Raw genomic sequence first — 26,548 nt, forward strand, 5'->3', positions numbered from 1 at the left:
TGAGGGGTAGGGGAGTTGAATAGGCGAAGCCTATTTTTGACTGTCCTAAAAAAGAAACGGAGGAGCGGTATAGCCATCACTCCGAGGCGATGTCGAGACCGGCGTCCCCGCCTCCGCCGGGGACGGAGATCTCCGCCTCGCCCGCGATCTCGCTGGCGGTCTTTTCTTCGCCGTTTTTTTCCTCCTCGTCCTCAAAGAGGGAGTCGTACTTCTCGCCGTCTCCCTCTTGCAGCATGGCCGCGGTCTTGGCCGCCATGTAAAGCTCGTGGCTGTATTCCATCAGCCGCTGTTCATCCTCCGGAGGGACTTGACCGCCGGAGGCGATGCGGTGGTAGATCTCCAGCATCTTGCCCATCTCCTCTGCGGCCTTCGACAGAGCATTGCCCTGCTGCTTTGCAACCTCGGCGTTGTGGATGGCAGTCTCCCGCTCGATGATGCTCTCCATCACGCCCTGGGCCTCGTTGTATTGCGCGTCCACGGCGGACAGCTCACGGGAGATCTCCACACGATCCACATTGGGCGCGCCGCCCTGCTGGCAATTTTTGAGCGCCTGCGACAGGTCGCGTTTCCGTGTCCACAGCGTATCCATCTGCGCGGCGTATGCCTTCTTCGCATCTTGAATTTTCATTGCGGAACCTCCTGTCTAAATGTTTTTCATATCCTTATTATCGACAGAAAAATGTTTTTCATATCCTTATTATCGACAGAAAAGGGTCCGGATTTAAGCCGGAGCACGGATAACAGGGCAAAAGCTTAACTGATCGTGGGCAAGACCACTGCCGGACCGCCCTTCCTCGACAAGACCTTGTGGGAACAAACGCTCCGGTTGAAACCGAGAAGGGGAGAGAAACTTCTGGCGGATTTTCCGACAAAAGTACAGGTGGCAGAAAACCTAAAATATATAATTTGGATATGATTCTTTCTGTAGGATACCGAGTAAATTCAAAACGTGGCATCGCGTTTCGAAGATGGGCGAACAATGTTTTGAAACAGTACATTATTCAAGGGTATGCAATCAACGAAAAGCGATTAGCTGCTCTACAGAAAACAATTGATATCCAGACCAGGATGCTGGCATGCACTTTGAATGTTGAGGAATCAGACATATTAAGAGCTGTAAATCTGTATACGGATGCCTTAGTATTATTGGATCAGTATGATCACCAGACATTGGAGAAGCCAAAAGGAAATCAGCCGATTTACAGGATCACTTATGAAGATTGCCGTCATATGGTCGATGCTATGGAGGATTCGTTTCATTCGGACGTCTTTGGAGTTGAAAAAGAAAAAGGTAAGGTTGAGGGAATCCTTGCTGCAGTATATCAAAGTATATTCGGCAAGTATGCATATCCATCATTAGAAGAAAAAGCCGCAAATCTATTGTATTTTATGATCAAGGACCATCCTTATGCGGATGGCTGCAAGAGAATTGCGGCATCACTTTTTCTTGAATTCCTGGATAAAAACAACGCTTTATTCCAAGATTGGGAAAAACGACTCAGCGATGGAACCTTGGTGGCCGTTACGTTGATGATTGCTGAATCCAATCCAGAAGAAAAAGAAGTAATGGTGAAACTGGTGATGAATCTACTGAATTTGCAATAAAAAGCACGGATTGCAATACTTGTCCCTGAGATTCTCACCAGCAAATACTGCTGTGAGAAATGCATGTGTTTTATCACGATGAATTAACAGAGGAAGATATTAAAATTCTCTCTCTGGTTTCGGAGATTACAAAGAACGAGATAGCGAAAATGCTGTCAAGATTTGCAAAGAATTCAAAGTGAGTGAAAATCGAAAGGAGACCAGACTATGGGAAGGCTTTATAAAATCAACCCGCCGTGTCCCAAGTGCCATGAGGAACATAATTGGTGGCATATCCAGCTGACGGATGAGGAACAGGCGAAGATGGATGCGTATGTGGCAGCCAGTGAGGGAAAATCATCCTTGGAGTTACTTCTGGGCGAGCCGGGAATTGTTGTTACACGAAAGCTTAAGTGTTGTTGCTGCGGTCACGTATTTGAAGCGGAAGCCGGGCTGCGGAAATTCGACGAAGTCGGATACCGGGATCGGGATTTTATTGCGGCGGTCGGCGAAATACCCGTGTGATAAGATTAAGGAGTTGATGAGATGCATTTGGATCAGTCGGCATTGGGAATCCTGCGTAAAGCAGAAGATAAGAACGGTCGGAAATACATGGATTGGCGGATACCGTATATGGATCAGCTAGGACTGATCATGGTCTATAAATCCGACAGCCGGTATGAGAAGTATATGATTTACTTTTTCACAAGTCCGGCAAGTAAATGTCCCGGCAAATACCTGCATACAACCTACGGAAGTATCCAGGTGGAAGATGGTTCATTGACAATCAGAACAAAGAACAGCGTCTATGAGTTTGAGCTGGATGCATCATGCGTATCAGAAGTGGATATGATTTTGCTGTTACGTATGGTAAACGAGTATTTTCGTGATGATGGCATGTAAGGCAGACAATGCCAGGTACTGGGCTGCGGGAGCGATTCCGCGGCCGTTTTCATAGCGTTAGATCTGAAATTAACAGAGAGAAAAAGGAATGATAAACATATGAGCAGTTTTGAGAATGTAGAGGTTTTTGAAGATACTAAAAAGCTGTGCGAGACAAACGGAAAGATTAAGGAAGTTCTTGCACGGTCGGTGAAAAACCAGAAACTCATCCTGGAAGGAGAGGAGCTGTCTCCTGTGGATAAGACGCGTTTCTCGGATGAAGCGAAGATTGTTGTATCCACAGAGCGGACTTTCGAGGCGGCTGCAGGTTATGCAGGTCAGAAGGTGGCGGTACATAACTTTGCCTCTGCCACAAATCCGGGCGGCGGCGTGACAAGAGGATCCAGCGCACAGGAGGAATGTCTGTGTCGGTGTTCCGGCCTGTATTTCTGCCTGAGCGTACCGGAAATGATGAAAGGATTCTATTACCCTCATCGGAATGAAAAGAATCCGATCAACAATGCGGATATCATCTATACGCCGGATGTGACTGTATTTAAGACAGATACGAACAAGCCGAAGCTGATGGATGAAAAAGACTGGTATGAAGTGGATGTGATCACCTGTGCGGCACCGAACCTGCGGGAACGGCCGAGCAACCGGTTCAACCAGGGTAACGGCGACCGGGCGGTAAAAGTCAGTGACCGGGAACTGCTGGAAATCCATAAGCAGAGGCTGACCAGGATTCTGGATGTTGCCGTACTGAACGGTGACGAAGCGGTAATTCTGGGCGCTTTCGGATGTGGGGCGTTCCAAAATAAGCCGGAAGTGGTGGCGCGTGCTGCCAAAGAAGTGATTGCGGATTATCTGTACGCATTTAAAACCATTGAATTTGCGGTCTATTGCCCGCCGCGGGATGATACGAACTTCAAAGTGTTTAAGTGGGTGATGGGAGCGTAAAGAATTGAAAGGAGACAAGCGATGGGAGAAAATTATGCATATATGGATGCCGATGAGGTGATGGAATTGCAGGATATTAAAGTTGGTGGAATAACCCGTGCAAAAACATGATTTTTGAATAGCAAAAGAAAGGCAGTCTCTGCTTAGGTAGGGATTGTCTTTCGTATATTCGCAAGAATTAAACCGCAGGTTCAATGCAGTTTTTCCTGTGCCGTGATATAACTGTCGTATCAGGGATATTACGGGAAAGGAGAAACTGTCCATGGATACTGTAAAGAGAATTGCAAAGCGAATGAGTCCGAAGGAAAACAGAAAGAGTTACAAGGAAGAATGTTCCGTTTTCCTGTCACATCGGAAGAAAGAATCATTATGGGAAAGGATTTCCATATGGAAAGAGGACGTCATCTGTATTTATCAAAGACTGCGGTACGGATACTGTTACCGTGACATCTGGTCGATTGACCAATGGTTTCTTACGGTTGTTCCGAACATGATTCATGACCTTCGTGTCAACAGCCATGGTTATCCCAGCTTCTTTGAAGGACCGGAAGAAGAAAATATCCGGAAATGGGATCGTATTCTGGGAAGAATGGAATTTCTGTTCCGGGAAGCAAATGAGGATACATGCAGAAAGAAGAATCTGTATGAGGAAGAGCATGACTTGGCACAGGAAGAATTCACGACAAAATACGGCATGTTCGGTGAGAAGCTGAAGACGGAAGAGGAGATTGCGAGAGAAAAGCGGGAGCATACACACCGGTTGTATATGATGAGCGATGTGCCGGAATATGTAGAAATCTCGGGAAAGTGGCTGGCGGCAGAGGGCGAACTGCGTGAGTATCGGGACCAGTGCCTGAAGCAGGGCATGGAGCTTATGACGAAGTATTTTCGGAACCTGTGGGATTGATATGCAGGGACGGACAAAAAGGAAGAGGTGGGGAATCGAAGGAGGATTCCCTGCCGCTTCTGTCATGGGCTTTCTGTTTCTTCCGGTAATATGCCTTGCCGTTCGGCATGGTCCGCGTTGCCGGGTTCAAAATTCCCCAGGTGGAACGCTGTGCGGAATGGTATGTCTTTTGTGCTTTCTTACTCTGTTTGCTGATCGGAACAAATGATTTCTTCATGCGGCACCTCGATTCTGTCCCAGTGTTTCCATGATGTTATTGCAGAATTCCATGTAATCGTTGTGTCCGAAAAGAAGCATCTTGTTGCACAGCAATTCCATGGATTTCTCAAATTCCGCCGTATCTTTCTTTCTGACTTTGCAGATAATGATGCGGTACGAGGAATTGTCCCGTGAGAATTCACTTCCGAACCGCACGGAAACATGGTTCTGTGTGAGCAGGGAATCTGCAAGATAGTCCTTGTGGTCGATGTACATATATGGGACGGACAGGATGGACCGGCCGTCCAGTCTCAGAAAATTTTTCATAGGCTCCTCCTTTGTGATAGCTGTCTGTAAGGAAAATGCTGCGAAATTTGCATTCCGCAGCCGTGGTGCCTGAAACCGTACCCTGGCACCGGCGTGATCACTCACGGGTTTTCTACAGGGGAATTGTTTACCTTTTTATTTTTTGAATTAATTTACCATGAACCGAAAGATACAATGGATAAAAGATAACAAAACAATCTATGCCACTGAACATTAACAAGACCATCTGCATTTTTAAAATGACCCTGTACGGAAAAATCCTTTAAATGTCCGCTTCAAACAGGAAAGTCTGATTGTACCGGTCAAGGGCAATCTGCATTTCCATGATCTCACCGGAGATGCATTCATAATCACGTTTTACCAGTTCTGGATCATAATTGGTGTAGCGGTATTCAGGAACGGCATTTCTGGAGCTGAATGCATGGGAAGATTCCCTCATTTTTGGCAGATATTTCCGCATGGTGTCCAGAGTCGATTTGCGGGAGCTAAGTTGTGCGATTCTTACCAGAATGCTGTCGACACTCATTTCCGTATCGCCTACCATGATCTTTGCGGTGGCATTGGCCAGGTTCAGGGCGTGCTTGATGATGACGGCTTTTCGGTCGATTTCTTTTAACGTCTCAGAAACGGCGGAATAGTCATATTTCGGGATGACCGGTTCCTCGCCGACAGCGGCAACGTAAGTGCGGGATGACGCTTCCTGGGCCTCCCAGTAAGATTTTTCGTCCGCCAGACTTTTGAGCAGTTTATTGGCATAAGCCGAAGTTATTTTCATAATGTGTTTCGCCTCCTTCGCATCACTTCCTTATGACACGATTATAAGGCAGGAGAGAGAAGATGTCATTGAACCACTGGTTTAAACTGACCCATAAACGAGGAATATCCCCGTCAATGACGAGGATATTTTCAATACTGGTATGTAATAATCTGCTGAGAATGATAAAGTTGTCCAGGCTCGGCAGCGATTTTCCGGCGATCCACTTATAGATTGCCTGTGGGTTTTCAAAGCCGAACGCACCCTGGATCTCGCGGATCGTATAGTTTTGCTCCGAAAGCAGCTGCTTTATCCGCTTCCCGGTTTCCACGGGCTGGATTGACAAATACATCGGTTCCATTTGCATCCCTCCATGATTCTGTACTATCCCGAAACACTTGCTTTCATTCTATCACGAACGCAGCGGATTGAACAGCGAAATTTATCCGGCCGGACGGTTTATTTAGAAAGCTGATTGGCATGGACAATAGAAGGTGGGCGAGTAAAATCTGTTTTGATTTTGGCAGATCAATGCTTCTGCAAGGTTTACAATCAGGTCAATGTCTCACTATGATTCAGTACCGATGTACTGTACAGAAACAGTACATCCTGATTCTTAAATTCTATAAAACGTTCAAGTAAATCTGCCCTCAGATACCGGATATCCACCAGAGTGATTTTGGCATACCCTTCCGAAAGAAGAGACGCGATACTGCTGCCAAAGGAATCCCGGAAAATGACAAGCTCTTTGTCCGATTCACAGTTCGGATTCTCGATGGTTATCAGAGAGCGGGGACCGGAAAGAAAGATCTCATAAGGATCTTTGCCGGATTTTTTCTCCATATTGTAGATGGAACCCATCGTCTGATCCTCATGATTGGTCACGATACAGCCATCTAAAACATCATTGGATAAATAATATAGCGTTTCCGGCGGCAGTGGAAGAGCAGACAGACCATAATATACACCATAAAAAGGGACATCCAGCGCATATTCTGTGTAAGCTCCTGAGATAGACGTCCCCATGCCCTCCGCAAGAACAGCTGCCGTCTCTGGAAGCTTCTCCTGACGCCAATGGGTATCGGTCTTATAATAATCCGTAATATCCAGCGTTCCTGTGATATCGATATAGTCTGCGTAGTTCATGTGATTCCGCATCACATGGAACAGTTTTTCATAGTCCATGGAGAGGTATCCATGTTTCTCCGCAAGAAAGTAGCTTTTATCCGGGACAATGGAGAGATAGATATTCATCTCCTTGTCAGCCAGGTATTTCTCATAGATATATGCAAACCGGTCCGCTGCATGTTCCAGAGAATCCATTTGAAGCGGATATTCAAGCTTTGCTGCATAACCATCCTGTATATAAATATCATGATTATCAAGCTGACCAAACACATCGTAGGTAGTATAGGCTTTCAATGTCCGGAACTGATCCCGCAGCGGAAATTGATCAAGAGTATACTTTTCAAATTCCGTCATAAAGCTTCCATCGGACATGGTATCCAGGGAAAATTTCGGGCGCTGTGCAAGCTTTCGCCGTTCGTTGTTAGAAAACTCCTGGGGCGGCAGCAGCCAGGACGCCATGGTAAGGCTAACAAATACGACTCCCAGCACAACTACTGTAACTATGTTGTTTATATGATTGATATTTTTTGCATTGTTTGTATTCTTTATGCTTTTTATATTCTTACATTCTATCATCTATCATTCCTTCCCGACCTCAGAATTCCTAAAACCTGAAATAAAGAAATGGGTTAAAGGAGCCATCCACAAGAAAAGCCGTACAGATAAGCAGCAGGGCTGAAAGTGCCAGTGGTTCTGCGAATAACATAACTGCTGTTCCTGTTTTCCATTGCTGGATCCGTCTGTAAAAGGAGTTTGGAATCGGTGTCGCACCAAGCAGGGCTATCATCAAGACCACAAAATAGCTGCGGAAATAGTAGCTGCATGCTGCAGAAGTCAATGGATATCCGCCTGTTCCAAACATGGCTTTCAGGTACGAGAATGCCTGGGACATATCAGTGGCATCAAAGATCACAAAACTGATTGCAGCAGCAGTCAATACATAGATGCGGTTTAAGACATGGCTCTTTTTAAGGATTTCCAGAAGCCATATCTTCTCCAGAATCAGCAGCAGAGCAAAATAAAGTCCCCAGATTACGAAATTCCAGGCGGCACCATGCCAGAAGCCCGTCAGCATCCAGACCAGGAATATATTAAACAGATGCCGCGGTAAACTTACATGACTGCCTCCCAGAGGAATATAGACATAATCCCGAAACCAGGTGCCGAGAGACATATGCCAGCGACGCCAGAATTCAGTTATACTTTTCGAGATAAAAGGATAATTAAAATTTTCCAGAAAATCAAATCCAAATAGCTTTCCAAGTCCGATGGCCATATCACTGTATCCTGAAAAATCAAAATATACATGAAGGGTATAGGCGACTGCATAGAGCCAGAAGAAAAGTACCGATTTATCATCCGAAGTCCGGAAGATGCTGCACAATTCTCCAAGCAGATTGGCGATCAGAATCTTCTTGCCGAGTCCTAAGATAAATCGGCGGATTCCCTGAGCCGTCTTGCCCATAGTATGAATACGCCCCTTCAACTGTTCTGCAATATCCGAATAGCGGACGATGGGACCGGCGATCAGCTGAGGAAAGAGTGCCACATATGCAGCCAGGTCTATCGGATTTCTCTGGGCTTTCACATCCTGCCTGTATACATCCACCGTATAACTGAGTATCTGGAAGGTATAAAAGCTGATTCCGATGGGAAGTGTGATGTTAAGCAGGGAAATCGAACATCCGGTGACGGCATTTACATTACGGATAAAAAAATCTGCGTATTTAAAATAGCCAAGCATGAGAAGGCTGGATGAAACCGAAAGTGCGAGAAAAGGCCTGGCGAGCTTCGGAACACTCTGGTAACGTTCGATCAGCAATCCAAATATATAAGCCATCAGGATGGCAAGCATCATCCAAATCACATACCTCGGTTCTCCCCAGCCATAGAAAAAAAGGCTGGAAAGCAGGAGAACCGTATTTTTCAATGATCCCGGTGCTGCTGCATAGAGGATCAGGACACCGGGCAGAAACCAGAATAAAAATGGTATGCTCGAAAAAAGCATAGGTTCCTCCTAATCAAGTACAGCCGGTGCATCCACCAGAACGGTGGAATCCGGTGCCACTTCCGCGCAGGCCTCAACCAGATCATCGACACATTCCTCAGCGCCATATGCCATCATGACATAATCCGCAACCGAGATGACAACCACTTTATCCGGGAATCCGCACATCCAGTGCTGACCCTGAATCTCAGCTTTGTAATCCTCGGCAAATTCTTCAGCTTTCGAGGTGTCCTTAAGCTTCGCAAAGGCAGAACTGAAAGTATTGGTGTTCATCATATGCTGCAGGGTAGCTGTATCATCATCCAGCATATCATAAAGCTCATCGTTTACATGAAGAAGATACTCAAATGTCTCCTTATTCTCATCAGTCATGGCGAATTTTGCCGGCGCTTCCGCTTCGTGCTCTGCATCACCACCTACAGCCGCAAACTGCCTGTCCTCGCCCAAAGCATCCCAAACTTCTGTATAAAAATCAACCGCCGATTCAATCACCGTCTCCGGGGATTTCGTCGGTTCATCTGCAGGCTTGCTGCCGCATCCTGCCAGAGAAGCAGCCATGGTAAGAGCCAGAAGCGCTGTAATTGCTTTTTTCATATTGAAAATTCCTTTCATTATAGGTTTTTGCTTATCAGACTTTATTATCTCAGAAAAACAAGTATAAAGCAAGGCGGGTATAAGAACAGTAAGAATTGTAAAGATAAATGTAAGGAAAACTTTATGGCATACGGTCATGAGTTTATCTATAATAATAATAGAAATGTTGTCTTGTAATACAAACATATGGAGAGGTGGTGTCGTAATGAGAAAAAGATTATTAGTCATATTTGGAATCTTCGGCCTGCTTCTGGCCGGCTGCCATACTGTACCCAATGCAGCGCAGGAAACAAACACGATCCCCCCTACTGGTTATGCTTCTGAAGAGGTACAACGCATCTCTTTATTTTATGATGGTTCCCTGTATTTGTATAATGCCACCGGCTTTGATTTCCAACAAAAGGGAAGCTGGGAGTATTTAGGTCAGATAGCCTTTGTGAATAACTTGGAATACCCTACAAAAGATTTAAACGGCACCCATTTAAACGTAGGGCAGGAGGTTTACAGGGATCCGGAATCTCCTCAAAAACTATATGTAAAGTATGATTCAGGTTTTGCACTCTTTGAAGCAGAAAAGGCTACAAAGGAAGAAACTGTGGAGTATCTTGATTATGTACATGCGGAAATTAGGCTGGCAACTTCTGACAGCCTTCAGCTGAAGCTTTCCAATGTCAGCAATGAAACGATAATCTATGGGGAAGCGTATACAATGGAGGCCTTTCGGGATGATAGCTGGGAGAAACTTCCGGTTTTACCCGAAGATTATGGTTTTATAGAGATTGCCTACGAATTGGAACCCGGAGAATCTCGGTTTATGGATATAGATTTTGCATGGTTATACGGAGAACTCCAGAAAGGCAGATATAAAATGATAAAAGAGATTTATTTGCCGGACGGCAGAGTATATTCGGTACCGGCAGAATTTGAAATACAATAAAACATGAAGCCCCATCGGATCTCGAATGATGTCGTATAGTCATAGATATCCGGTGGGGCTTTTTCTCTCGGTCAGATAAGATGTCTGCTTTTTTCAAGTGGCAAGCCATCGCAAGTTCATCACGGTGGGAGTGAGGTCTCAGGCAGGAAGAGATGTTCCTCGAGGATCACAGCGATTCTTTAAGAAATATCCGTAAAAATAAAAATCGGTTTAATTCATCATACGGAAAAGACCGATGACCTTTCCAAGGATCTCGACCTGATCAAGAATGATCGGATCCATCGAGGAATTTTCCGGTTGGAGGCGGAAATGGCCGTTTTCCTTATAGAAAGTTTTTACAGTTGCGGAATCGTCCACCAGAGCAACGACCTTATCGCCGTTTTCAGCGTTTGGCTGCTTTGCAACGATCACTTTATCGCCGTTATAGATTCCGGCTTCGATCATACTGTTTCCCTTTACCTTCAACATAAATACTTCCTTATTTGGGAGAATTTCTGCAGGAATCGGGAGATAATCTTCGATGTTCTGTTCCGCAAGGATCGGCGTTCCGGCAGCGACCGTACCGATCACCGGCACGTTTACGAGTTCGCGTCTCGTCAGGGCGAAATCGTCATCAAGGATCTCGATGGTTCTCGGCTTTGTCGGATCACGACGGATATAGCCGTTTTTTTCCAAGGATTCCAGATGAGAGTGCACGGAGGAAGTGGACTTTAAGTGTACCGCTTCACAGATCTCGCGCACAGCCGGCGGATAACCTTTCTTTAAGATCATTTCTTTTATATATTCAAGTATTTCTCTCTGCTTATCAGTAATTTTTCCCTGACTCATGAAATCCCTCCTTTTTTCATCTGTATACATAGTACCATAAAATACGGGAAAAAGCAAACCTTTGTTCGAAAAATACCGAAAAAGAATTGACAAACATATGTTCGCATGATAGAATTCAAGACAGAACAGATGTTCGCAAACATAAGTTTGGACTTGCTGGATACAAAGGAGGAAGCTGTATGAAGAAGTATTTGATAGCCCTTGTTATGATTGTAATGATTATGTCCTGCTTTTTCGGAAAGACTCTGGTTATGGCGAATGAAGAGAGTGATGATACAGTCTATAACCGCTATTATACGACGATCGAGGTAGAAAAAGGTGATACACTCTGGTCGATTGCAAAAACTTATTATCACCACTCCGGTATGTCGGTACGGGAATACGTTTATGAGCTGAAATTGATAAACGGAATGGTTTCAGATGAGATACGCGCCGGAAATATGATTTCCGTGGAATACTATGCGGAGACACCGGGGAATCCGTATATAAAGTGATCCTCAAAAAGATGTTTCCCGGATATGAGTGTTGCGGTAAGGACCGTTTTTTGACCAGAGAATAAGATCCCATGGACAGATATATGTTCCGGGGTCTTATTCTTTATAAGACAATGGCTTGCTATTGCCGGTGAGAGACATTACAATAGGATTAACAGCAGAGACCACAGGAGGCACAGATGAGATTATTCCATTTATCAGATCTTCATATCGGAAAGAGAGTGAATGAATTTTCTATGATCGAGGACCAGAAATATATTCTTGAAGGGATTCTGGATCTCGCGGAGAAAGAGATGCCGGACGGAGTGATCCTGGCAGGAGATATCTATGATAAACAGATTCCCTCCGCGGAAGCGGTTCAGGTGTTCGATGAGTTTATCACAAAGCTTGCGGAGAGAAAGCTTCCCGTCTTTGTTATCAGCGGAAACCATGATTCTGCGGAACGACTGGCTTTTGGGGGAAGACTGCTAAAAAGCCGGGGAATTTATCTCTCCCCCGTCTATGACGGAACCGTCATGAAAATTCCGATCGCAGATCAGTATGGGACGGTCTGGATCCATCTTCTTCCGTTTATCCGTCCGGCAGCTGTGCGCCGCGTATTTGAAGATGAGTCAGATTTGATTACAGATGTCCAGTCTGCAGTACGTGCAGTGATCAGCCACATGGAGATCGATCCGAATGAGAGAAATATCCTCGTGGCGCACCAGTTTGTTACAGGAGCGTCCCGATGCGAATCGGAGGATATCCAGATCGGAGGTCTTGATAATATTGATGCCTCAGTCTTTGAGGCATTTGATTATACAGCTTTAGGGCATATCCATAGTCCTCAGAATGTGGGAAAGGGCATGGTGCGCTACTGCGGAACGCCCCTGAAATATTCCTTCTCTGAGACGGATCAGGAAAAATCGATCACGGTCGTGGAGATGGAAGAAAAGGGAACGGTAAAGATCAGACTTCTGCCTTTAAAACCATTTCGGGATATGCGAAAGCTCCGGGGAACATATATGGAACTGACTGCCCGTTCGTTTTATCGGGATATGAACTGTGAAGACTATATTCAGGTAACGTTGACGGATGAGGATGATGTGCCGGATGGACTTCAGAAGCTGAGAGTCATCTATCCGAATATTATGCAGCTTTTGTATGATAATCAAAGGACAAGAGCCAGCAGCCAGATTGACGCGGTTCAGGATGTAGAAGAAAAAACAGAGTTAGAACTGTTCCGGGAGTTTTATGAGCTTCAGAATAACCAGCCTATGATGAAACAGCAGGAAGAGTTTGCAGAAAAATTGATCCGGGAGATAAAAGAATGAAGCCAAAAAAACTGGTGATCAGTGCTTTTGGCCCCTATGCGGGAGAGAGCACGATTGATTTTGAAAAACTTGGAGAACACGGGCTCTACTTGATTACGGGGGATACAGGTGCCGGTAAGACAACGGTCTTTGACGCAATCACATTTGCCCTGTATGGGGAAGCGAGTGGGACTGTGCGGGAATCCGGAATGTTCCGCAGCAAATACGCAAAGGCAGAGACAGAAACATTCGTAGAATTGACTTTTTCCTACCAGCGAAAAGAATATAAAATCCGGAGAAATCCGGAATATCAGACCCAAAAGAAACGCGGAACCGGATTTACAACGAAAAAAGCAGATGCGGAGCTCTTTTATCCCGACGAACGTCAGCCTGTTACAAAGATGGGGGCAGTGACAAAGGCGGTAACGGAACTTATGGGGCTTGACTATAAGCAATTTACCCAGATCGCGATGATCGCACAGGGGGATTTTCAGAAACTCCTGATCGCAGGAACTGCCGAACGTGGGGAAATCTTCCGGCAGATTTTTCATACGGAAATCTATCAGACAATTCAGATACGTCTCAGGGACGAAGAACGGAGAAGAAGAAAAGATTACGATGAACTGCGCCGGAGTATCAGCCAGTATTTGAATGATGCCAGTTTTGAGGAGGATCCGGCTGCCGGTCAGGAGTTCCTTGCTTTAAAGAAAGCCGGTTTCGAGGGGAAAATAACTGATGGAATCAATTTACTGCGTGCTGAGACGAAAAAAGAGCAGGAGCGTTTGGAGGTACTGGATGAAACGCTAAGGAAAATTGAAGAGCAGATTTGCAGTGTTAGTGAAAAAAAGGGAAAAGCGGACCTACTAAAAAAGACAGCAGCTGAACTTGAAGCAAAACAGCAGGAGTTGGAGTTACTGCAACCGGAATATGGACGGGTGCTCGCTGAGTGGAACAGGATAGAAAAGCAGGAAGGAACACGCGAGAAACTGACAGAACGGATTCAGAAACTTGAACTTAGCCGTCAAAGCTTTATCGAGCTGGATAAGACTCGTGAAGAGATCGACGGAAAAGAAAAGCTTCTTTTGAAGATTCAGGAAGAAAAAAAGGAAAATGAAAATCAAGTCAGCAGCCTCCAGAAAGAACTGGAAGACAGGCGCGGGGAGAAAGAGCATAATCTGGGAGTGCCGGTAGAAAGAGAACGGCTCACACGTGCAAAAGAGAAACTTTTACACCGAAAAAATGAACTGGAAGAACAAATGAACCGGGTGGAGTCTATCAATAGAGAGTTAAAAAATGCTCAGGAGGAATACCGGAGTGCTGTTGATCAGTGCGATGAGATTCGCAGTGTCTATGCACATCTTGAACGCTTATTTTTGGATGCTCAGGCTGGAATTCTGGCCCAAAATTTACAGGCTGGAATGCCCTGCCCGGTATGCGGTTCGATTCATCATCCGGCTCCGGCGAAACTTTCAGAAGAGATTCCGGACCAGAAGGAACTGAAGCGAAAAGAACAGGAAAAGGCGCAGGCAGAAGAAAAGGTCCAGAGACTTAGTGAAAGAGCCAGCTTTTTTAAAAGGAATTTAGATCAGGAAATGAGAAATACAGCTGAGCTGATCTGCGGAACGGAAAAAAATCTGGTCAAAGAGGCCTTAATTGTAACTGGTCCAGACGAGCTTGTGACTGCAGCAGATCCGGTAATTGAAAAATTAGATGATGAACTCCGGGCTTTGGAGATCCGCATAAAAGCGAACACAGAACAGCAGAAAGTGCTGGATGGATTGGGTGGTATGATAAACCGTCTGGAAACAGATCTGAATGCTGCAGGAGAAAGAAACAAAGAACTTGCTCTTTCAGAACAGAATCTGGTGACAGTATTAACAATGCTGCGGAAGCATGTGGAAGAGTTTCAGAGAAAGCTGGAAGGTCAAAATGCTGTGGAGATTGAAAATAATCTGCAAGCCATGAAAACCAGAAAAAGTGAACTTGATCAGGAAGCAATTGACGCGAAAAAGGCTCTGGAGCGATGTCAGAACCAGAATGCCAGTCTGAATTCAGCAGCGGAAGCTCTTAAAAAGCAGATTCGGGGATTCGAAGATATTCCAGAAAAAGAACTTTCAGAGACAATGGAATATTTGGAAACAGAGAAGGCAGAGACATCAAAGCTTCGTGAAAAAATACATTCGTCCTGGCACAATAATCTCAGAATCTATGAAGCTGTATGTGGCCAGCAGGGCAGAATGAAACAGACGGAAAAGGAATATGTCTGGATCCATTCCCTTGCGGATACGGCAGGCGGAACATTAAACGGTAAAAGTAAAGTTGAACTTGAAACCTATGTCCAGATGGCATATTTTGACCGGATCTTACGGCGGGCGAATCTTCGGCTGATGACGATGAGCAGCGGACAGTATGAGATGAAGCGGCGGGAAAGTGCTGACAATAAAAAGGATAAAAGTGGGTTGGAGCTAAATGTCATCGACCATTACAACGGAAGTGAGCGGAGTGTAAAGACACTTTCCGGAGGCGAGACTTTTCAGGCATCTCTGTCTCTTGCACTTGGCCTTTCAGATGAGATCCAGTCTATGGCCGGTGGAATACAGATGGATGCCATGTTCGTGGACGAGGGGTTTGGTTCTCTGGATGAAGACGCATTAAATCAAGCAGTAAAGGCATTGGGAAATCTGGCAGAAGGGAAAAAACTGGTTGGCATCATTTCTCATGTTTCAGAGCTGAAAGACAGGATCGACAAGAAAATTGTAATAACAAAAAATCGCAGCGGAGAGAGAGTTGGAAGCAGCATAACGGTATTAGGGGATTATTCAGCCGATGGGGTGTCCGTATTTATGTAAAAACGTTGGGAGCCAACGGAAAGTGGCTCCCAACGAAAATATATATTTATGGAATCATGACAGGTGCCTGTGTAAATTCGTTTTTCTGCGATTTCCCGGATTTTAGTTCCCGCACCATCCTGGTGAGTTCAGACGCAGTTAGATTTTTCTTAAAAAGTTCATACGCGGAAGAGGAGAGGATATTTTTTGCGTCAGCAGTTTTTGCAATAACCGGGATATCACAGTGCCTTTTTAATTCTGAAAGAAGCAGTGAGGAAGATCTTTTGAATCCCAGGATCCGGATCCATGGAGCACGGAATAAATCTGCAAACATACACTGGTCTTCGACGCTAATATCAAGCATGAGATTCATGAGTGCACGGCTGACTCTGGCATAAGTATACTGTCGGTCTTTCCTGAGAGCAGTCAGAGTATCCGCCCGAAAGAATTCTAATCGGTTTTTATAGAGCTTTGCCGCAAGATCTCCCGGCATTCCGAAAATGTTCTGAAGTTTCTCCAGATCGGAAGTTAAAATTTTCTGGTTCAGGAGGAGAGAAAAATCATTTGGAAACAGCGGAATCTCAGATTCTTCTTTCATGCATTCAAAATGCGAATCCGGTAGAACAGCAGTGAGAAATTCCAGATCCTTCGAAAAAACCGCTTTTCGGATAGCTGTTGCGGAAGCGAAGGAGCCGTTCCGATCCTCAGAATGGTAGCCTGGGTCTGAGCGTTTCAGAGTCCAAGGACTAATATCGGAAGAGAATTCTTTTAATGCTTTCAGATATTCAACTGCGAGAATGTCATTTGGAGAAGCTGGCACAGTCTCTTTCTTTGCGAGAGTCAGAGCCTGCGGGTATGTGAGACCACTTCGAAGACCTTCGCGGATCAGGGCGGACTGTTCGTTCGTTTCCAATGCGGAATGATTAGCCAGTTGCCACAATTCTTCGATATTGCCGGATTCACTGCCAAAGGAAAGGACATCGATCATTCCCATATGGTGAAACAGAGAGACGCCGCAGCGGGCAAAATCTTGGGCAGCGCTTAAGGTTCCAAAGATCGGCATCTCGATCACGAGATCAGCCCCTGAGAGAAGGGCAGAGCGGGTACGGAAGGTTTTGCTGTACATTGCCGGAATCCCCCGCTGTACAAAATCACCGCTCATGACAACGACAATGAAATTGGCGCCTGTCTGGCGTTTTGTCTCTTCAATCTGATATTTATGGCCATTGTGGAACGGATTATATTCTGCGATGATAGCGGCTGTTTTCATGGTGTAAACTCCTTAAATAAAGTCGATCAGTGGTCAAAAATAAATTTGCAGTTCTTTTGGCAGAGTGAAATTGATTTATTGCTGCGAGTAAGGCAGTGTCATACCGTGCCGAAAATACAAATCATTATCTAATAATATAGACGAAACAAAAACTTAATGCAATATTTATTGTTATCAAAGGAAAAATGTGATATACTGCGTTTAAACAATGTGTGAAAGTTCTGACGATTTCACAACTGAACAGATGTCAGATTTTTACGCATATGTTTTTAAGACTATATTTTACATCTTTGCGGCGGTCACCGCAATCTTTGGAAATAAGACGCAGAAAGGATGGATGCTATATGAAACTGATTTACGCAATTATCCGTTATGACAATGAGGACGATGTTACAACTTCTCTTACAAAACACAAATTCAGTGTGACACGTCTTTCTACTACCGGTGGATTCCTGAAAAAAGGTAATACAACTCTGATGATCGTTACTGAGCCGGAACGTGTCGACGAGGCTATCGATATTATTAAGAAAGAATGCGGCCATCACCAGAAGATCACCATCAATATGCCATATGTATCCGGTTCCTCTATGGTCCATTGTGCAACCATGCCGATGTCTGTCGATGTTGGCGGCGCAACGATCTTCGTTGTGGATGTTGAGCGGTATGAAAAGATCTGATAACAGACAATCAATGTGGATGGAAAGTACCTTTTATATTCCAGAAGGAAATTACCCCAATAGATAATTAGAAATTGTAGGAGCTTTGGCAGTCTTTGCTTGCCGGAGCTCTTATATTTTTATCATTGTTTTTAATTTAACGAGAGGTACTGAAAAAAGTGCAAAAAATTGGGGAATATAGTCTTGTATCCAGTATTTAGCTGCGATATAATAAAAATACGTATGAAAACCTATATTGAGGAAGGAGTCAATCATCATGGCATTTATTGATCTTATGAAGGAAAAGGCGAAACAGGATGTAATGACCATCATCCTGCCAGAGAGCAACGATAAGAGAACTCTTATCGCAGCAGCACAGGTATTAAAGGAGAAGACCGCTGACCTGATCATGATCGGAAAAGAGGAGAAGATCATGGATGGTGCTCACTGGCTGGAAGTGGACCTTACAGGTCTTAAAGTCGTAGATCCGGATACAGATCCGAAATTCGACCATTATGCAGAGACACTGTTCAAATTAAGAGAGAAAAAGGGCATGACTCTCGAGAAAGCACAGGAGATCTTAAAGACAGACTACATCACATACGGCGTTATGATGGTAAAAGAAAAAGACGCTGACGGACTTGTTGCAGGTGCTTGCCACGCAACAGCTGATACATTGAGACCGGCTCTTCAGATCTTAAAGACAGCTCCGGGAACAGAGCTTGTATCCGGTTTCTTCATCATGGACGTTCCGAACTGCGAATACGGTGCAAACGGCACATTCCTCTTCGCTGACTGCGGATTAAACCAGGATCCGACATCTGCAGAGCTCGCTGCAATCGCTGACAGCTCCGCTAAGAGCTTCCGCGCACTTGTTGGAGAAAAGCCGATCGTGGCTATGCTTTCCCACTCCACAAAGGGCAGTGCGAAACATGCACTTGTAGATAAAGTTGTAGAAGCTACAAAGATCGCAAACGAGAAGTACCCGCAGCTTGACCTTGACGGTGAGTTACAGCTTGATGCTGCAATCGTTCCGTCCGTAGCAAAGGCAAAAGCAAAAGGAAGCGAAGTTGCCGGACATGCTAATGTACTGATCTTCCCGAACCTTGACTGTGGTAACATTGGTTACAAGCTGGTTCAGAGACTTGCAAAAGCAGAAGCTTATGGTCCGATGCTTCAGGGTATCGCAAGACCGGTCAACGATCTTTCCCGTGGATGCTCCGCTGAGGATATCGTTGGTGTAGTAGCCCTCACAGCTGTACAGGCTCAGATGGCTTAATCTATAATTGCTCAACAACATAAGGGAACGGCGCATAATCGATATGAGGAGACGGCGTTCCCTTTTTAAACTTATTTTAAACAAGGAGTTTTATCTGTCATGAATATTTTAGTTATCAACTGCGGAAGCTCTTCCTTAAAGTACCAGTTAATCAACTCTGACACAGAGGCAGTTCTTGCAAAGGGTCTTTGCGAGAGAATCGGTATCGAAGGAAGCCAGATCACATACCAGCCAGCAGGCGGAGAGAAGGAAGTCACTGTTTCCCCGATGCCGACACACACACAGGCTATCCAGATGGTATTAGACGCTCTTACAAACAAGAAGAGTGGCGTTATCGCAAGTCTTGCAGAGGTTGGCGCTGTTGGTCACCGTGTCGTACACGGCGGTGAGAAGTTTACTTCTTCCACAGTAATCACAGATGAGGCTATGAAAGCGATCGAAGAGTGCAACGACCTTGCACCGCTTCACAACCCGGCAAACCTGATCGGTATCCGCGCTTGTCAGGAGCTTATGCCGAACGTACCGATGGTAGCTGTATTCGATACTGCTTTCCATCAGACAATGCCGGAGGAGGCTTACCTTTACGGTCTTCCGTACGAGTACTATGAGAAGTACAAAGTAAGAAGATACGGCTTCCACGGAACATCCCACAGCTTTGTATCCAAGAGAGCTGCTGAGGTTGCCGGAAAACCGTACGAGGATTTAAAGATCATCGTTTGCCATCTTGGTAACGGTGCAAGCCTTTCCGCTGTAAAGAACGGCAAATCTGTAGATACAAGCATGGGTCTTACTCCGCTTGAGGGACTTATCATGGGAACACGTTCCGGTGATATGGATCCGGCTATCATGGAGTTCATCGCTAAGAAAGAGAACCTCGACATCGCAGGCGTTATGAACGTTCTGAACAAGAAGTCCGGTGTTCTTGGCCTTTCCGGTGTATCCAGCGACTTCCGTGACATTGAGGAAGCAGCTGAGGCTGGCAACGACCGCGCAGCGAAAGCTCTTGCAGCTTACAACTACCGCGTTGTTAAGTACATCGGTGCTTACACAGCAGCTATGGACGGCGTAGATGTGATCGCATTCACAGCAGGTCTTGGTGAGAACGGCAAGTCCATGAGAAAAGCTGTTTGCGAGCATTTATCCTACCTTGGCATCAAGATCGACGACGAGGCTAACAGCGTAAGAGGAAAAGATATCGTAATCTCCACACCGGATTCCAAGGTTAAAGTTATGGTAATCCCGACAAACGAGGAGCTTGCGATCGCAAGAGAGACTCTGGCTCTCGTAAAATAATTTTTGACAGTTTGTCCGTGCGGATATCTGTATGGTGAACTGATTCGCAATGACGCTGACCCGTTCAGAACCCTGTGAGAGCAGGAGATGAGCGGGTTGGCTTCTGTGCTGTCTGGAGGTTTTAACGTCTTCAGGATGGCTTTGAAGCCCTCATGGCATACGCTGGGGTTTCTTACAGGTACGAAAGTATTTCGTTCCTGGTGCTCTTGATGCGCGCTCTGGCGCGGTTAAGAATTTGTCACAAGAATATGGTTTGAGCGCAGAAATGCATGAAAAACAGAGCTTTTAAAATTTAATATTTTATTAGAAAAATTGTTGACAAATTGTTCCTGTTCATATATAATATCTTAGTGCGTATTAGGAGAAACATAATATGCTGATTAATTTATCTGAAGTTTTTACTCTGGAAGGCAAAGAGAAAACCTGGGAAGTACCGTTTGAAGCGAAAGCTTACAAGGGCTCCCGAGTTGAGTATCCGGTGGTTTCTGCGAACCCGGTAAAGATCACTGTAAAAAACCTTGGAAACAGAAAGCTGAGTCTTACGGGAAATACTTCCGTGACTCTTGCGATTCCCTGTTCAAGATGTCTGGAACCGGTGAATTACACCACAGATATTGAGTTTGACCAGGAGATCGATATGAATGCTTCCGATGAGGACAGAGTGAAGGACTTGGATGAACAATCTTATTTATCTGGTTATAATCTGGATGCCGATATGCTGGTTTGCAATGAGTTATCATTGTACCTGCCTATGAAGGTCCTTTGCAAGGATAATTGCAAGGGAATCTGCAGTAGATGTGGAGCAAATCTCAACAAGGGAGATTGCGGCTGTGATACATGGGTTCCTGACCCGCGGATGGCAGCCATCCAGGATATTTTCAAACAGTTTAAGGAGGTGTAACCATGTCTATCTGTCCTAAGAATAAATCTTCCAAAGCGAGAAGAGACAGCCGCAGAGCGAACTGGAAAATGTCCGCTATGAACTTAGTAAAGTGCAGCAAGTGCGGTGCTTTAATGATGCCTCATAGAGTATGCAAGGCATGCGGCAGCTACAACAAGCGTGAAATCGTTAAAGTTGAAGACTAATTAAGAATTATGAGATCCTCCGGTGGTTTTCCCCCGGGGGATTTTTTCGTCTACAGCAAGAAGCCAGATACCGCGGTATCTGGTTTTTTGCATTTGAAGCTTTTCGTTGTTCCTGCATATTTATCTCGTGAAATTTTCAGAATAATCCATTAAGATCTGCGCGACATACTGCATATCAGAAGGTGAGAAGCGCTGATCGCAGGGAAGGGATACAATGTGGTCATAAATGTATTGTACTGATGATTCCGGTAGCGGATGAACCAGCGGTCCCATTGGCCAGTAGACAGTCGAGAGAATCTGGTGATCTGTCAGGTATTGCTGTAATTCGCTGCGTTTTTCGGCATACAGGCAGAAATGGCTTGGAACAGCAGACTCCGGAAGTTCGGAAAAGACTATCTGCACACCGCGAAGCGGTGCTGCAAGGGCTTTTAAAAGTGCAGCATAGTTTTCACGCCTTGTCCTGCAAATGGAATCGAAGTCAGCATGGCGTAGGAGATATTCTGAATTATCATCACTGGCAAAGCTATCAAACATCTGACGAAGTCGAAGTTCTCCCTCCCAGAAAATATCTCTGTTTTCTGTCTCGATGGATTCTTTGCGTTGCTTGAGATGTGTTAATTCTACCGGCAGAAGAGGTGTTTCAAAGGTTCCGTTTCGTTTAACAGCAAATCCCCCGCAGGCAACCCCCATCCATTTTCGGAAGCTTCCGGCAAAATAATCACAGAGAGGATCGATACCGTCAGCTGAAAGCATGGAATGAGTTACATCTTCAAAAATAACAACTCCTTTTTCTTTGCAGGCTTTAACAAAGCTGTGATCATAGTTGCAGAAGCCATAGTAACCGCAAAGAGATAAAACACTGATTTCATCGATAACCGCTGTGTCAAAAATGCTGTGCAAATTCTGGTCCAGCTCATAAAATTTCAGCTGATATCCGGCTTTCTTAAAAGGAGCAAGGACCGTTCCACAGGTATACATAGGCACATACGCGACTTTACGCGTATCGTACCGTGCAATATCCTGTAAACAATAATAGATACCGCATCGTCCGGACATGGTAAATGCCAGATCATCACCAGGTGAGCAGATACGCGAAAAGTATCCGTTTTCGATAGGTGTGTTGGGTTCGTAGTGGAACATACCACCAATTTTTCGCATGTTTCATTTCCTCCTTACCAGTAGAAAAAGGTTACACGGATGTTTTTGTCCGTTAGCTAAAAACTCATTATAATTATAATAGATTGTTAATAAAAACGAAAGCTTTATTTTGTGCAATAATAAATTTCCTATTACACAAAAGGAACACAATAATATCATTAATAATTATTGTTTTATAATATGATTGCCAAAGCATAAAAAGAGTGTGTTAGGCAGTCATGAAAACTTCTGAAAATGCTGTCATAATAAAAAATAATACAAAAAATTAACGAAATAATGAATATCTTTTTTTATTGTTAAGAGAAAGCTAAAATTATTGACAATCCTATTGGCATAGACTATACTTATTTTAGCAAGAATGGTACGAAACTTTTAAATTGTCAGATAAAAATTCAATGCTAAAGAGGCACAGGAGGTTATTAACAGTTAAATTTTAAGTCAAACGTCCGTGAGACTTGGTGCGTGATTCTGCTCAGCGTAAGCTGACATATTCTTTACAGAATCACTGTACATCCTCGTGGAGCGTTTATCTCAGTCGGAGACTAACTCCCACTGAGACTAATTTGTTATTACTCGCCACCTGAAGAGGTGAGAGTCTTCTCGACTGAGATAAATCATATAGATAGATGTTGAGTTTTATAGGATATAGGGTAGAGTACTATTAAAAGGAGTTAATACTCTGAGTAAATATTATTCTATACATAAATTTTCAAAAATTATAGGCGTATCTGTTCAGACATTACGAAATTGGGATGTCAATGGAAAGATATCAATAAAAATGTTGAAGGATTCATTATGGACGCAAATGGTTACTACAGCTTGGATAAGGTTAAGGTTGCACAGTAATTAACGGCAACACAGTAATTGATGAATGTCGGGCTGTCTGGTTTTCGGATCGTCCGATTTTTCAGCAGATAATAATTATTATGTGAAAGGAAAGAAACTATGAGACTTGAAAATTTGACTTGGCCGAAAGCACAGGAATATTTTGAAAAAAATGATATGGTACTTATATCTATCGGCAGTATTGAGTGTCACGGTCGTCACATGCCGCTTGGAACCGATACACTGATTCCAAATCATTTGTTGGAGAAAATCGAGAAGAAGAGTGATGTTTTGATTGCTCCGACCATTCCATATGGTTCCAGCCCAGGTTTAGCTCCGTATCCTGGTTCAATTGATATTGACAGCGAGGTACTCTATCAGTTTTGCCGTCAGGTTTTCCTGAGTCTGTATCGTCACGGCGCAAGAAAATTCGTTTTTCTGAACGGACATGGCGGTAACATCAAGATGATTCAGCGCCTTGGCATGGAATTCGAGGATAAAGGCTGTCTGGTTGCTATGCTTAACTGGTGGCTGATGGCATGGGATATGAACCCAGCATGGAAAGGCGGTCACGGCGGCGGTGAGGAAACAGCTGCGATTCTTGGAATTGATCCGTCTTTAGTTGACAAGAGTGAGATAGGTGGTGAACTCCAGTTTAAGCACCTGTCTGATAATCTGAAGACAACTGGTTTTCGTTCTGTTGAGTATAAGGGAGTTACCGTTGAGATTCCCCGCAAAACTCCGCATGTTACAGACAACGGATGGATTGGACCGGATCATCCGAGTACCGCTACAGAAGAGTGGGGCAAGGAAATGCTCGAGACCACAGCAAACTATATTGTTGATTTCATGGAAGAGTTCAAGAAAGTTAAACTTTCATAAAGCAATGCAAGAGTGGATAAGAACGTGACGCTGAAAATGATTGCAGCAATTTTAAATGCAAATGGCGCATAGTAAAATATGATACGAAAAGACCGCCGGTCCAGATTTCTCTGGTAACCGGCGGTCTTCCCTATGAGCAAAACAATTAAATGTAGAAGAGCAATGCATCGTATGTCGGATACGGGAGATAATCCTCCGGGATCAGGACTTCCGCATCGTTGACAGCCAGACGGATCGTTTCCATCTCGGCAAGGATCGTGTCATGGTAGTAAGTACCAGCCTTTAAGTAGTCATCCATGCCTTCCGCGGTACCGATCATATCCTTTAAGGTATCAAGCTCATCAGAGATCGTATCTGCGAGTCCGGAGAGCTTTGTGATCAGCTTTTCTTCCGCCTTTGTTGTAATGCCAGGAACAAGCTCTTTCTTGGTGCTGCCTGTGCATGCGAGATCATTTACATAGGAGAACAGAGACGGAAGGAAGTCTTTCTGTACCATTTCCTCCATAGTCTTAGCCTCGATATGGATCGTTTTTACGTAATCCTCAAGAAGGATCTCGTAACGGGAGAAGAGTTCTTCTTTTGTCAATACATGATGCTTTGTGAAAAGCTCGATGTTCTTTTCGGCAATTAAATGCGGAAGAGCCTCCGGTGTTGATTTCAGGTTCGGGAGTCCGCGTTTCTTGGCTTCCGCTAACCACTCATCGGTATATCCGTTGCCGTTGAAAATGATCCTTGCATGGTCTGTGAAGGTATCCTTTAAAAGCTTGTGGATCGCCAAATCAAGCTCTGAGCCGGTAAGCCCTTCTAAGACCTTGCAGAAGCCTGCGAGAGACTCTGCAACTGCTGTATTTAAGATCACGTTCGGACCTGACAGGGAGAGAGAGGAGCCCGGCATACGGAACTCAAACTTATTTCCTGTGAAGGCGAACGGAGATGTACGGTTACGATCTGTGTTATCTTTTGTGAAGTGCGGGAGTACCTTCGGGCCGATGGACATCTGAACGGCACCCTTTCCTTCAAAATATGTTTCGGATTTAATGGAATCGACAACAGCCTCCAGCTCTTCACCTAAGAACAAGGAAACGACTGCAGGCGGTGCCTCGTTTGCTCCGAGACGGTGATCGTTTCCGGCCGTTGCAACGGAGATTCTTAAAAGATCCGCATAATCATCAACAGCTTCCACAACGGCTGCTAAGAACAGTAAGAACTGTGTGTTTTCTGCCGGTGTCTTTCCTGGATTCAGAAGATTTTCACCGGTATCCGTGGAGAGTGCCCAGTTGTTGTGTTTTCCGCTTCCGTTGATGCCCTCGAACGGTTTCTCATGGAGCAGGCACGCAAGACCGTGGCGGTCAGCAACCTTCTTCATCATCTCCATAACGAGCTGGTTGTGGTCAACAGCAACATTGACGGTTTCAAAGACAGGAGCAAGCTCATGCTGCGCAGGAGCAACCTCGTTGTGTTCAGTCTTTGCCGGAATTCCGAGCTTCCAGAGTTCTTCATTTAATTCTTCCATGAAGGCTTCCACTCTCGGCTTGATGGAACCAAAGTAGTGGTCATCCATTTCCTGTCCCTTCGGAGCCGGAGCGCCGAATAAGGTACGTCTGCAGAAGATCAGGTCTTTTCTTAAGCGGTAGCACTCTTTGTCTACCAGGAAATATTCCTGCTCAGCGCCTACCGTAGTGTTGACGCGTTTGACATCTGTTTTTCCTAAAATGTGGAGTAAGTGGGTAGCTTCTTTGCTGACAGCTTCCATGGAGCGGAGCAGCGGAGTCTTTTTATCGAGTGCCTCGCCGCTGTAAGAACAAAAGGCAGTTGGGATACAGAGCGTATGTCCCTTGATGAATGCGAAAGAGGTAGGATCCCATGCGGTATAGCCGCGGGCTTCGAAGGTAGCGCGTAAACCGCCTGACGGGAAGCTGGACGCGTCCGGCTCACCTTTTACGAGTTCTTTTCCGGAAAATTCCATGATTGCTTCGCCGACACCGGTCGGAGAGAGAAAACTGTCATGCTTCTCAGCGGTGATGCCTGTCATCGGCTGGAACCAGTGGGTGAAATGGGTAGCGCCATGCTCCAGAGCCCATTCTTTCATGGCAACAGCTACAGAGTTTGCGACATCCAGTTCCAGATGGGAACCGCTGTTGATGGTCTTTGCAAGTGCTTTGTAGATATCCTTCGGGAGACGTGCTTTCATTTCGGAGTCGTTGAATACAAGACTTCCATACAGTTCAGGAATGCTTTTGCTCATAGATGTTTCTCCTTTCAACTCCGCTGGGGAACTTCTTTGCTCCCATATGCGGGAAATTATACTTGATTTGCTGCCTGTTCCGGGGTGGGGAACAGACAGTAGTCACTTTACGGATCGATATTTAAGTATAGGG

At 45.0% G+C, this 26,548-nt stretch carries 27 protein-coding genes; 15 read left to right on the forward strand and 12 right to left on the reverse strand.

What is annotated here, in order from left to right:
* Positions 1-76 precede the first annotated feature (76 nt).
* Positions 77-628: a hypothetical protein gene (locus tag DW826_RS09320; RefSeq protein WP_117552579.1), complete on the reverse strand. Its 552-nt coding sequence runs from the start codon at positions 626-628 to the stop codon at positions 77-79.
* A gap of 179 nt (positions 629-807) precedes the next feature.
* On the opposite strand from DW826_RS09320, the gene rhuM reads away from it, so the two are divergent.
* The 5 genes from rhuM (at position 808) to DW826_RS09345 (ending at position 4,333) form a co-directional block, all read left to right on the forward strand.
* Positions 808-1,605 (forward strand): RhuM family protein, encoded by a 798-nt coding sequence (gene rhuM / locus DW826_RS09325; protein ID WP_117552580.1) that lies wholly within the window; start codon positions 808-810, stop codon positions 1,603-1,605.
* Between the two features lie 207 nt (positions 1,606-1,812).
* The gene (locus tag DW826_RS09330) at positions 1,813-2,109 is read left to right on the forward strand and encodes a hypothetical protein (RefSeq protein WP_117470301.1); all 297 of its coding nucleotides are present in this window, start codon (positions 1,813-1,815) and stop codon (positions 2,107-2,109) included.
* A gap of 21 nt (positions 2,110-2,130) precedes the next feature.
* A complete protein-coding gene (locus tag DW826_RS09335) occupies positions 2,131-2,487 on the forward strand; it encodes a hypothetical protein (protein WP_117470300.1) in 357 nt (118 codons plus the stop codon).
* A 99-nt stretch (positions 2,488-2,586) separates the two neighbouring features.
* Complete coding sequence (locus tag DW826_RS09340; RefSeq protein ID WP_117552581.1) at positions 2,587-3,426, forward strand: TIGR02452 family protein; 840 nt, start codon at positions 2,587-2,589, stop codon at positions 3,424-3,426.
* Positions 3,427-3,688: 262 nt separating this feature from the next.
* Positions 3,689-4,333: a hypothetical protein gene (locus tag DW826_RS09345; protein WP_117484557.1), complete on the forward strand. Its 645-nt coding sequence runs from the start codon at positions 3,689-3,691 to the stop codon at positions 4,331-4,333.
* Here the strand turns inward: DW826_RS09345 and DW826_RS09350 are convergent.
* From DW826_RS09350 to DW826_RS09380, 7 genes are all read right to left on the reverse strand, one after another.
* Entirely contained in the window at positions 4,299-4,550 is a 252-nt protein-coding gene (locus DW826_RS09350) for a hypothetical protein (RefSeq protein WP_015554488.1), read from the reverse strand. The two genes, DW826_RS09345 and DW826_RS09350, sit on opposite strands and share 35 nt — an antisense overlap.
* On the reverse strand, positions 4,547-4,858 hold the full coding sequence (locus tag DW826_RS09355) for a hypothetical protein (protein ID WP_117552582.1): 312 nt from the start codon (positions 4,856-4,858) through the stop codon (positions 4,547-4,549). The genes DW826_RS09350 and DW826_RS09355 overlap by 4 nt, the downstream gene beginning before the upstream one ends.
* A gap of 262 nt (positions 4,859-5,120) precedes the next feature.
* Positions 5,121-5,633: a hypothetical protein gene (locus tag DW826_RS09360; RefSeq protein WP_181968037.1), complete on the reverse strand. Its 513-nt coding sequence runs from the start codon at positions 5,631-5,633 to the stop codon at positions 5,121-5,123.
* 22 nt (positions 5,634-5,655) lie between these two features.
* Positions 5,656-5,973, reverse strand: coding sequence for a helix-turn-helix transcriptional regulator (locus DW826_RS09365; RefSeq protein WP_015554491.1), 318 nt, complete (start codon positions 5,971-5,973; stop codon positions 5,656-5,658).
* Between the two features lie 191 nt (positions 5,974-6,164).
* Positions 6,165-7,316, reverse strand: coding sequence for a hypothetical protein (locus DW826_RS09370; RefSeq protein WP_117552584.1), 1,152 nt, complete (start codon positions 7,314-7,316; stop codon positions 6,165-6,167).
* Between the two features lie 28 nt (positions 7,317-7,344).
* Entirely contained in the window at positions 7,345-8,748 is a 1,404-nt protein-coding gene (locus tag DW826_RS09375) for an MBOAT family O-acyltransferase (RefSeq protein WP_117552585.1), read from the reverse strand.
* Between the two features lie 9 nt (positions 8,749-8,757).
* Positions 8,758-9,342 carry a hypothetical protein gene (locus tag DW826_RS09380; protein WP_147327140.1) on the reverse strand — a complete coding sequence of 195 codons (585 nt, stop codon included), beginning with the start codon at positions 9,340-9,342 and terminating at the stop codon, positions 8,758-8,760.
* A 205-nt stretch (positions 9,343-9,547) separates the two neighbouring features.
* On the opposite strand from DW826_RS09380, the gene DW826_RS09385 reads away from it, so the two are divergent.
* A complete protein-coding gene (locus DW826_RS09385; RefSeq protein WP_117552587.1) occupies positions 9,548-10,279 on the forward strand; it encodes an immunoglobulin-like domain-containing protein in 732 nt (243 codons plus the stop codon).
* Positions 10,280-10,489: 210 nt separating this feature from the next.
* On the opposite strand, the gene lexA is transcribed toward DW826_RS09385, so the two are convergent.
* Positions 10,490-11,107: a transcriptional repressor LexA gene (lexA, locus tag DW826_RS09390; protein WP_117552588.1), complete on the reverse strand. Its 618-nt coding sequence runs from the start codon at positions 11,105-11,107 to the stop codon at positions 10,490-10,492.
* 179 nt (positions 11,108-11,286) lie between these two features.
* Here lexA and DW826_RS09395 point away from each other — a divergent pair, with 179 nt between their 5' ends.
* The 3 genes from DW826_RS09395 to DW826_RS09405 all read left to right on the forward strand — a co-directional run bounded on the left by DW826_RS09395 (position 11,287) and on the right by DW826_RS09405 (position 15,742).
* Entirely contained in the window at positions 11,287-11,601 is a 315-nt protein-coding gene (locus DW826_RS09395) for a LysM peptidoglycan-binding domain-containing protein (protein ID WP_117470292.1), read from the forward strand.
* A 179-nt stretch (positions 11,602-11,780) separates the two neighbouring features.
* Positions 11,781-12,914: an exonuclease SbcCD subunit D gene (locus DW826_RS09400; RefSeq protein WP_117552589.1), complete on the forward strand. Its 1,134-nt coding sequence runs from the start codon at positions 11,781-11,783 to the stop codon at positions 12,912-12,914.
* Positions 12,911-15,742 (forward strand): SMC family ATPase, encoded by a 2,832-nt coding sequence (locus DW826_RS09405; RefSeq protein ID WP_117552590.1) that lies wholly within the window; start codon positions 12,911-12,913, stop codon positions 15,740-15,742. The genes DW826_RS09400 and DW826_RS09405 overlap by 4 nt, the downstream gene beginning before the upstream one ends.
* A gap of 46 nt (positions 15,743-15,788) precedes the next feature.
* Here DW826_RS09405 and DW826_RS09410 read toward each other — a convergent pair whose 3' ends face one another.
* Positions 15,789-16,991: a nucleotidyltransferase family protein gene (locus DW826_RS09410; protein ID WP_117552591.1), complete on the reverse strand. Its 1,203-nt coding sequence runs from the start codon at positions 16,989-16,991 to the stop codon at positions 15,789-15,791.
* A gap of 344 nt (positions 16,992-17,335) precedes the next feature.
* Here DW826_RS09410 and DW826_RS09415 point away from each other — a divergent pair, with 344 nt between their 5' ends.
* The 5 genes from DW826_RS09415 (at position 17,336) to rpmF (ending at position 21,305) form a co-directional block, all read left to right on the forward strand.
* A complete protein-coding gene (locus DW826_RS09415) occupies positions 17,336-17,668 on the forward strand; it encodes a cyclic-di-AMP receptor (RefSeq protein ID WP_015554501.1) in 333 nt (110 codons plus the stop codon).
* Between the two features lie 256 nt (positions 17,669-17,924).
* Positions 17,925-18,926, forward strand: coding sequence for a phosphate acetyltransferase (pta, locus tag DW826_RS09420; RefSeq protein WP_117470288.1), 1,002 nt, complete (start codon positions 17,925-17,927; stop codon positions 18,924-18,926).
* 99 nt (positions 18,927-19,025) lie between these two features.
* Complete coding sequence (locus DW826_RS09425) at positions 19,026-20,219, forward strand: acetate kinase (protein WP_015554503.1); 1,194 nt, start codon at positions 19,026-19,028, stop codon at positions 20,217-20,219.
* Between the two features lie 373 nt (positions 20,220-20,592).
* On the forward strand, positions 20,593-21,120 hold the full coding sequence (locus DW826_RS09430) for a DUF177 domain-containing protein (RefSeq protein ID WP_117470287.1): 528 nt from the start codon (positions 20,593-20,595) through the stop codon (positions 21,118-21,120).
* 2 nt (positions 21,121-21,122) lie between these two features.
* On the forward strand, positions 21,123-21,305 hold the full coding sequence (gene rpmF, locus DW826_RS09435) for a 50S ribosomal protein L32 (protein WP_015554505.1): 183 nt from the start codon (positions 21,123-21,125) through the stop codon (positions 21,303-21,305).
* A 120-nt stretch (positions 21,306-21,425) separates the two neighbouring features.
* Here the strand turns inward: rpmF and DW826_RS09440 are convergent, their stop codons facing one another.
* A complete protein-coding gene (locus tag DW826_RS09440; protein ID WP_242994073.1) occupies positions 21,426-22,283 on the reverse strand; it encodes a DegT/DnrJ/EryC1/StrS aminotransferase in 858 nt (285 codons plus the stop codon).
* A 1,125-nt stretch (positions 22,284-23,408) separates the two neighbouring features.
* Between DW826_RS09440 and DW826_RS09450 the strand changes: the two genes are divergently transcribed.
* Positions 23,409-24,170, forward strand: a complete 762-nt coding sequence (locus tag DW826_RS09450) for a creatininase family protein (protein WP_117470286.1) — start codon at positions 23,409-23,411, stop codon at positions 24,168-24,170.
* A 145-nt stretch (positions 24,171-24,315) separates the two neighbouring features.
* Here the strand turns inward: DW826_RS09450 and DW826_RS09455 are convergent, their stop codons facing one another.
* Positions 24,316-26,415 (reverse strand): glutamine synthetase III, encoded by a 2,100-nt coding sequence (locus DW826_RS09455; protein ID WP_117552593.1) that lies wholly within the window; start codon positions 26,413-26,415, stop codon positions 24,316-24,318.
* Positions 26,416-26,548 lie beyond the last annotated feature (133 nt).

Origin of the sequence: Clostridium sp. AM34-11AC, assembly GCF_003435375.1 — a bacterium.
Lineage (GTDB): Bacteria > Bacillota > Clostridia > Lachnospirales > Lachnospiraceae > Pilosibacter > Pilosibacter fragilis.

Coding starts and splice junctions, on each gene's coding strand:
- DW826_RS09320 (WP_117552579.1), bottom strand. CDS start 628: ATGAAAATTCAAGATGCGAAGAAGGCATACGCCGCGCAGATGGATACG.
- DW826_RS09330 (WP_117470301.1), top strand. CDS start 1,813: ATGGGAAGGCTTTATAAAATCAACCCGCCGTGTCCCAAGTGCCATGAG.
- DW826_RS09335 (WP_117470300.1), top strand. CDS start 2,131: ATGCATTTGGATCAGTCGGCATTGGGAATCCTGCGTAAAGCAGAAGAT.
- DW826_RS09340 (WP_117552581.1), top strand. CDS start 2,587: ATGAGCAGTTTTGAGAATGTAGAGGTTTTTGAAGATACTAAAAAGCTG.
- DW826_RS09345 (WP_117484557.1), top strand. CDS start 3,689: ATGGATACTGTAAAGAGAATTGCAAAGCGAATGAGTCCGAAGGAAAAC.
- DW826_RS09350 (WP_015554488.1), bottom strand. CDS start 4,550: ATGAAGAAATCATTTGTTCCGATCAGCAAACAGAGTAAGAAAGCACAA.
- DW826_RS09355 (WP_117552582.1), bottom strand. CDS start 4,858: ATGAAAAATTTTCTGAGACTGGACGGCCGGTCCATCCTGTCCGTCCCA.
- DW826_RS09360 (WP_181968037.1), bottom strand. CDS start 5,633: ATGAAAATAACTTCGGCTTATGCCAATAAACTGCTCAAAAGTCTGGCG.
- DW826_RS09365 (WP_015554491.1), bottom strand. CDS start 5,973: ATGGAACCGATGTATTTGTCAATCCAGCCCGTGGAAACCGGGAAGCGG.
- DW826_RS09370 (WP_117552584.1), bottom strand. CDS start 7,316: ATGATAGAATGTAAGAATATAAAAAGCATAAAGAATACAAACAATGCA.
- DW826_RS09375 (WP_117552585.1), bottom strand. CDS start 8,748: ATGCTTTTTTCGAGCATACCATTTTTATTCTGGTTTCTGCCCGGTGTC.
- DW826_RS09380 (WP_147327140.1), bottom strand. CDS start 9,342: ATGAAAAAAGCAATTACAGCGCTTCTGGCTCTTACCATGGCTGCTTCT.
- DW826_RS09385 (WP_117552587.1), top strand. CDS start 9,548: ATGAGAAAAAGATTATTAGTCATATTTGGAATCTTCGGCCTGCTTCTG.
- lexA (WP_117552588.1), bottom strand. CDS start 11,107: ATGAGTCAGGGAAAAATTACTGATAAGCAGAGAGAAATACTTGAATAT.
- DW826_RS09395 (WP_117470292.1), top strand. CDS start 11,287: ATGAAGAAGTATTTGATAGCCCTTGTTATGATTGTAATGATTATGTCC.
- DW826_RS09400 (WP_117552589.1), top strand. CDS start 11,781: ATGAGATTATTCCATTTATCAGATCTTCATATCGGAAAGAGAGTGAAT.
- DW826_RS09405 (WP_117552590.1), top strand. CDS start 12,911: ATGAAGCCAAAAAAACTGGTGATCAGTGCTTTTGGCCCCTATGCGGGA.
- DW826_RS09410 (WP_117552591.1), bottom strand. CDS start 16,991: ATGAAAACAGCCGCTATCATCGCAGAATATAATCCGTTCCACAATGGC.
- DW826_RS09415 (WP_015554501.1), top strand. CDS start 17,336: ATGAAACTGATTTACGCAATTATCCGTTATGACAATGAGGACGATGTT.
- pta (WP_117470288.1), top strand. CDS start 17,925: ATGGCATTTATTGATCTTATGAAGGAAAAGGCGAAACAGGATGTAATG.
- DW826_RS09425 (WP_015554503.1), top strand. CDS start 19,026: ATGAATATTTTAGTTATCAACTGCGGAAGCTCTTCCTTAAAGTACCAG.
- DW826_RS09430 (WP_117470287.1), top strand. CDS start 20,593: ATGCTGATTAATTTATCTGAAGTTTTTACTCTGGAAGGCAAAGAGAAA.
- rpmF (WP_015554505.1), top strand. CDS start 21,123: ATGTCTATCTGTCCTAAGAATAAATCTTCCAAAGCGAGAAGAGACAGC.
- DW826_RS09440 (WP_242994073.1), bottom strand. CDS start 22,283: ATGTATACCTGTGGAACGGTCCTTGCTCCTTTTAAGAAAGCCGGATAT.
- DW826_RS09450 (WP_117470286.1), top strand. CDS start 23,409: ATGAGACTTGAAAATTTGACTTGGCCGAAAGCACAGGAATATTTTGAA.
- DW826_RS09455 (WP_117552593.1), bottom strand. CDS start 26,415: ATGAGCAAAAGCATTCCTGAACTGTATGGAAGTCTTGTATTCAACGAC.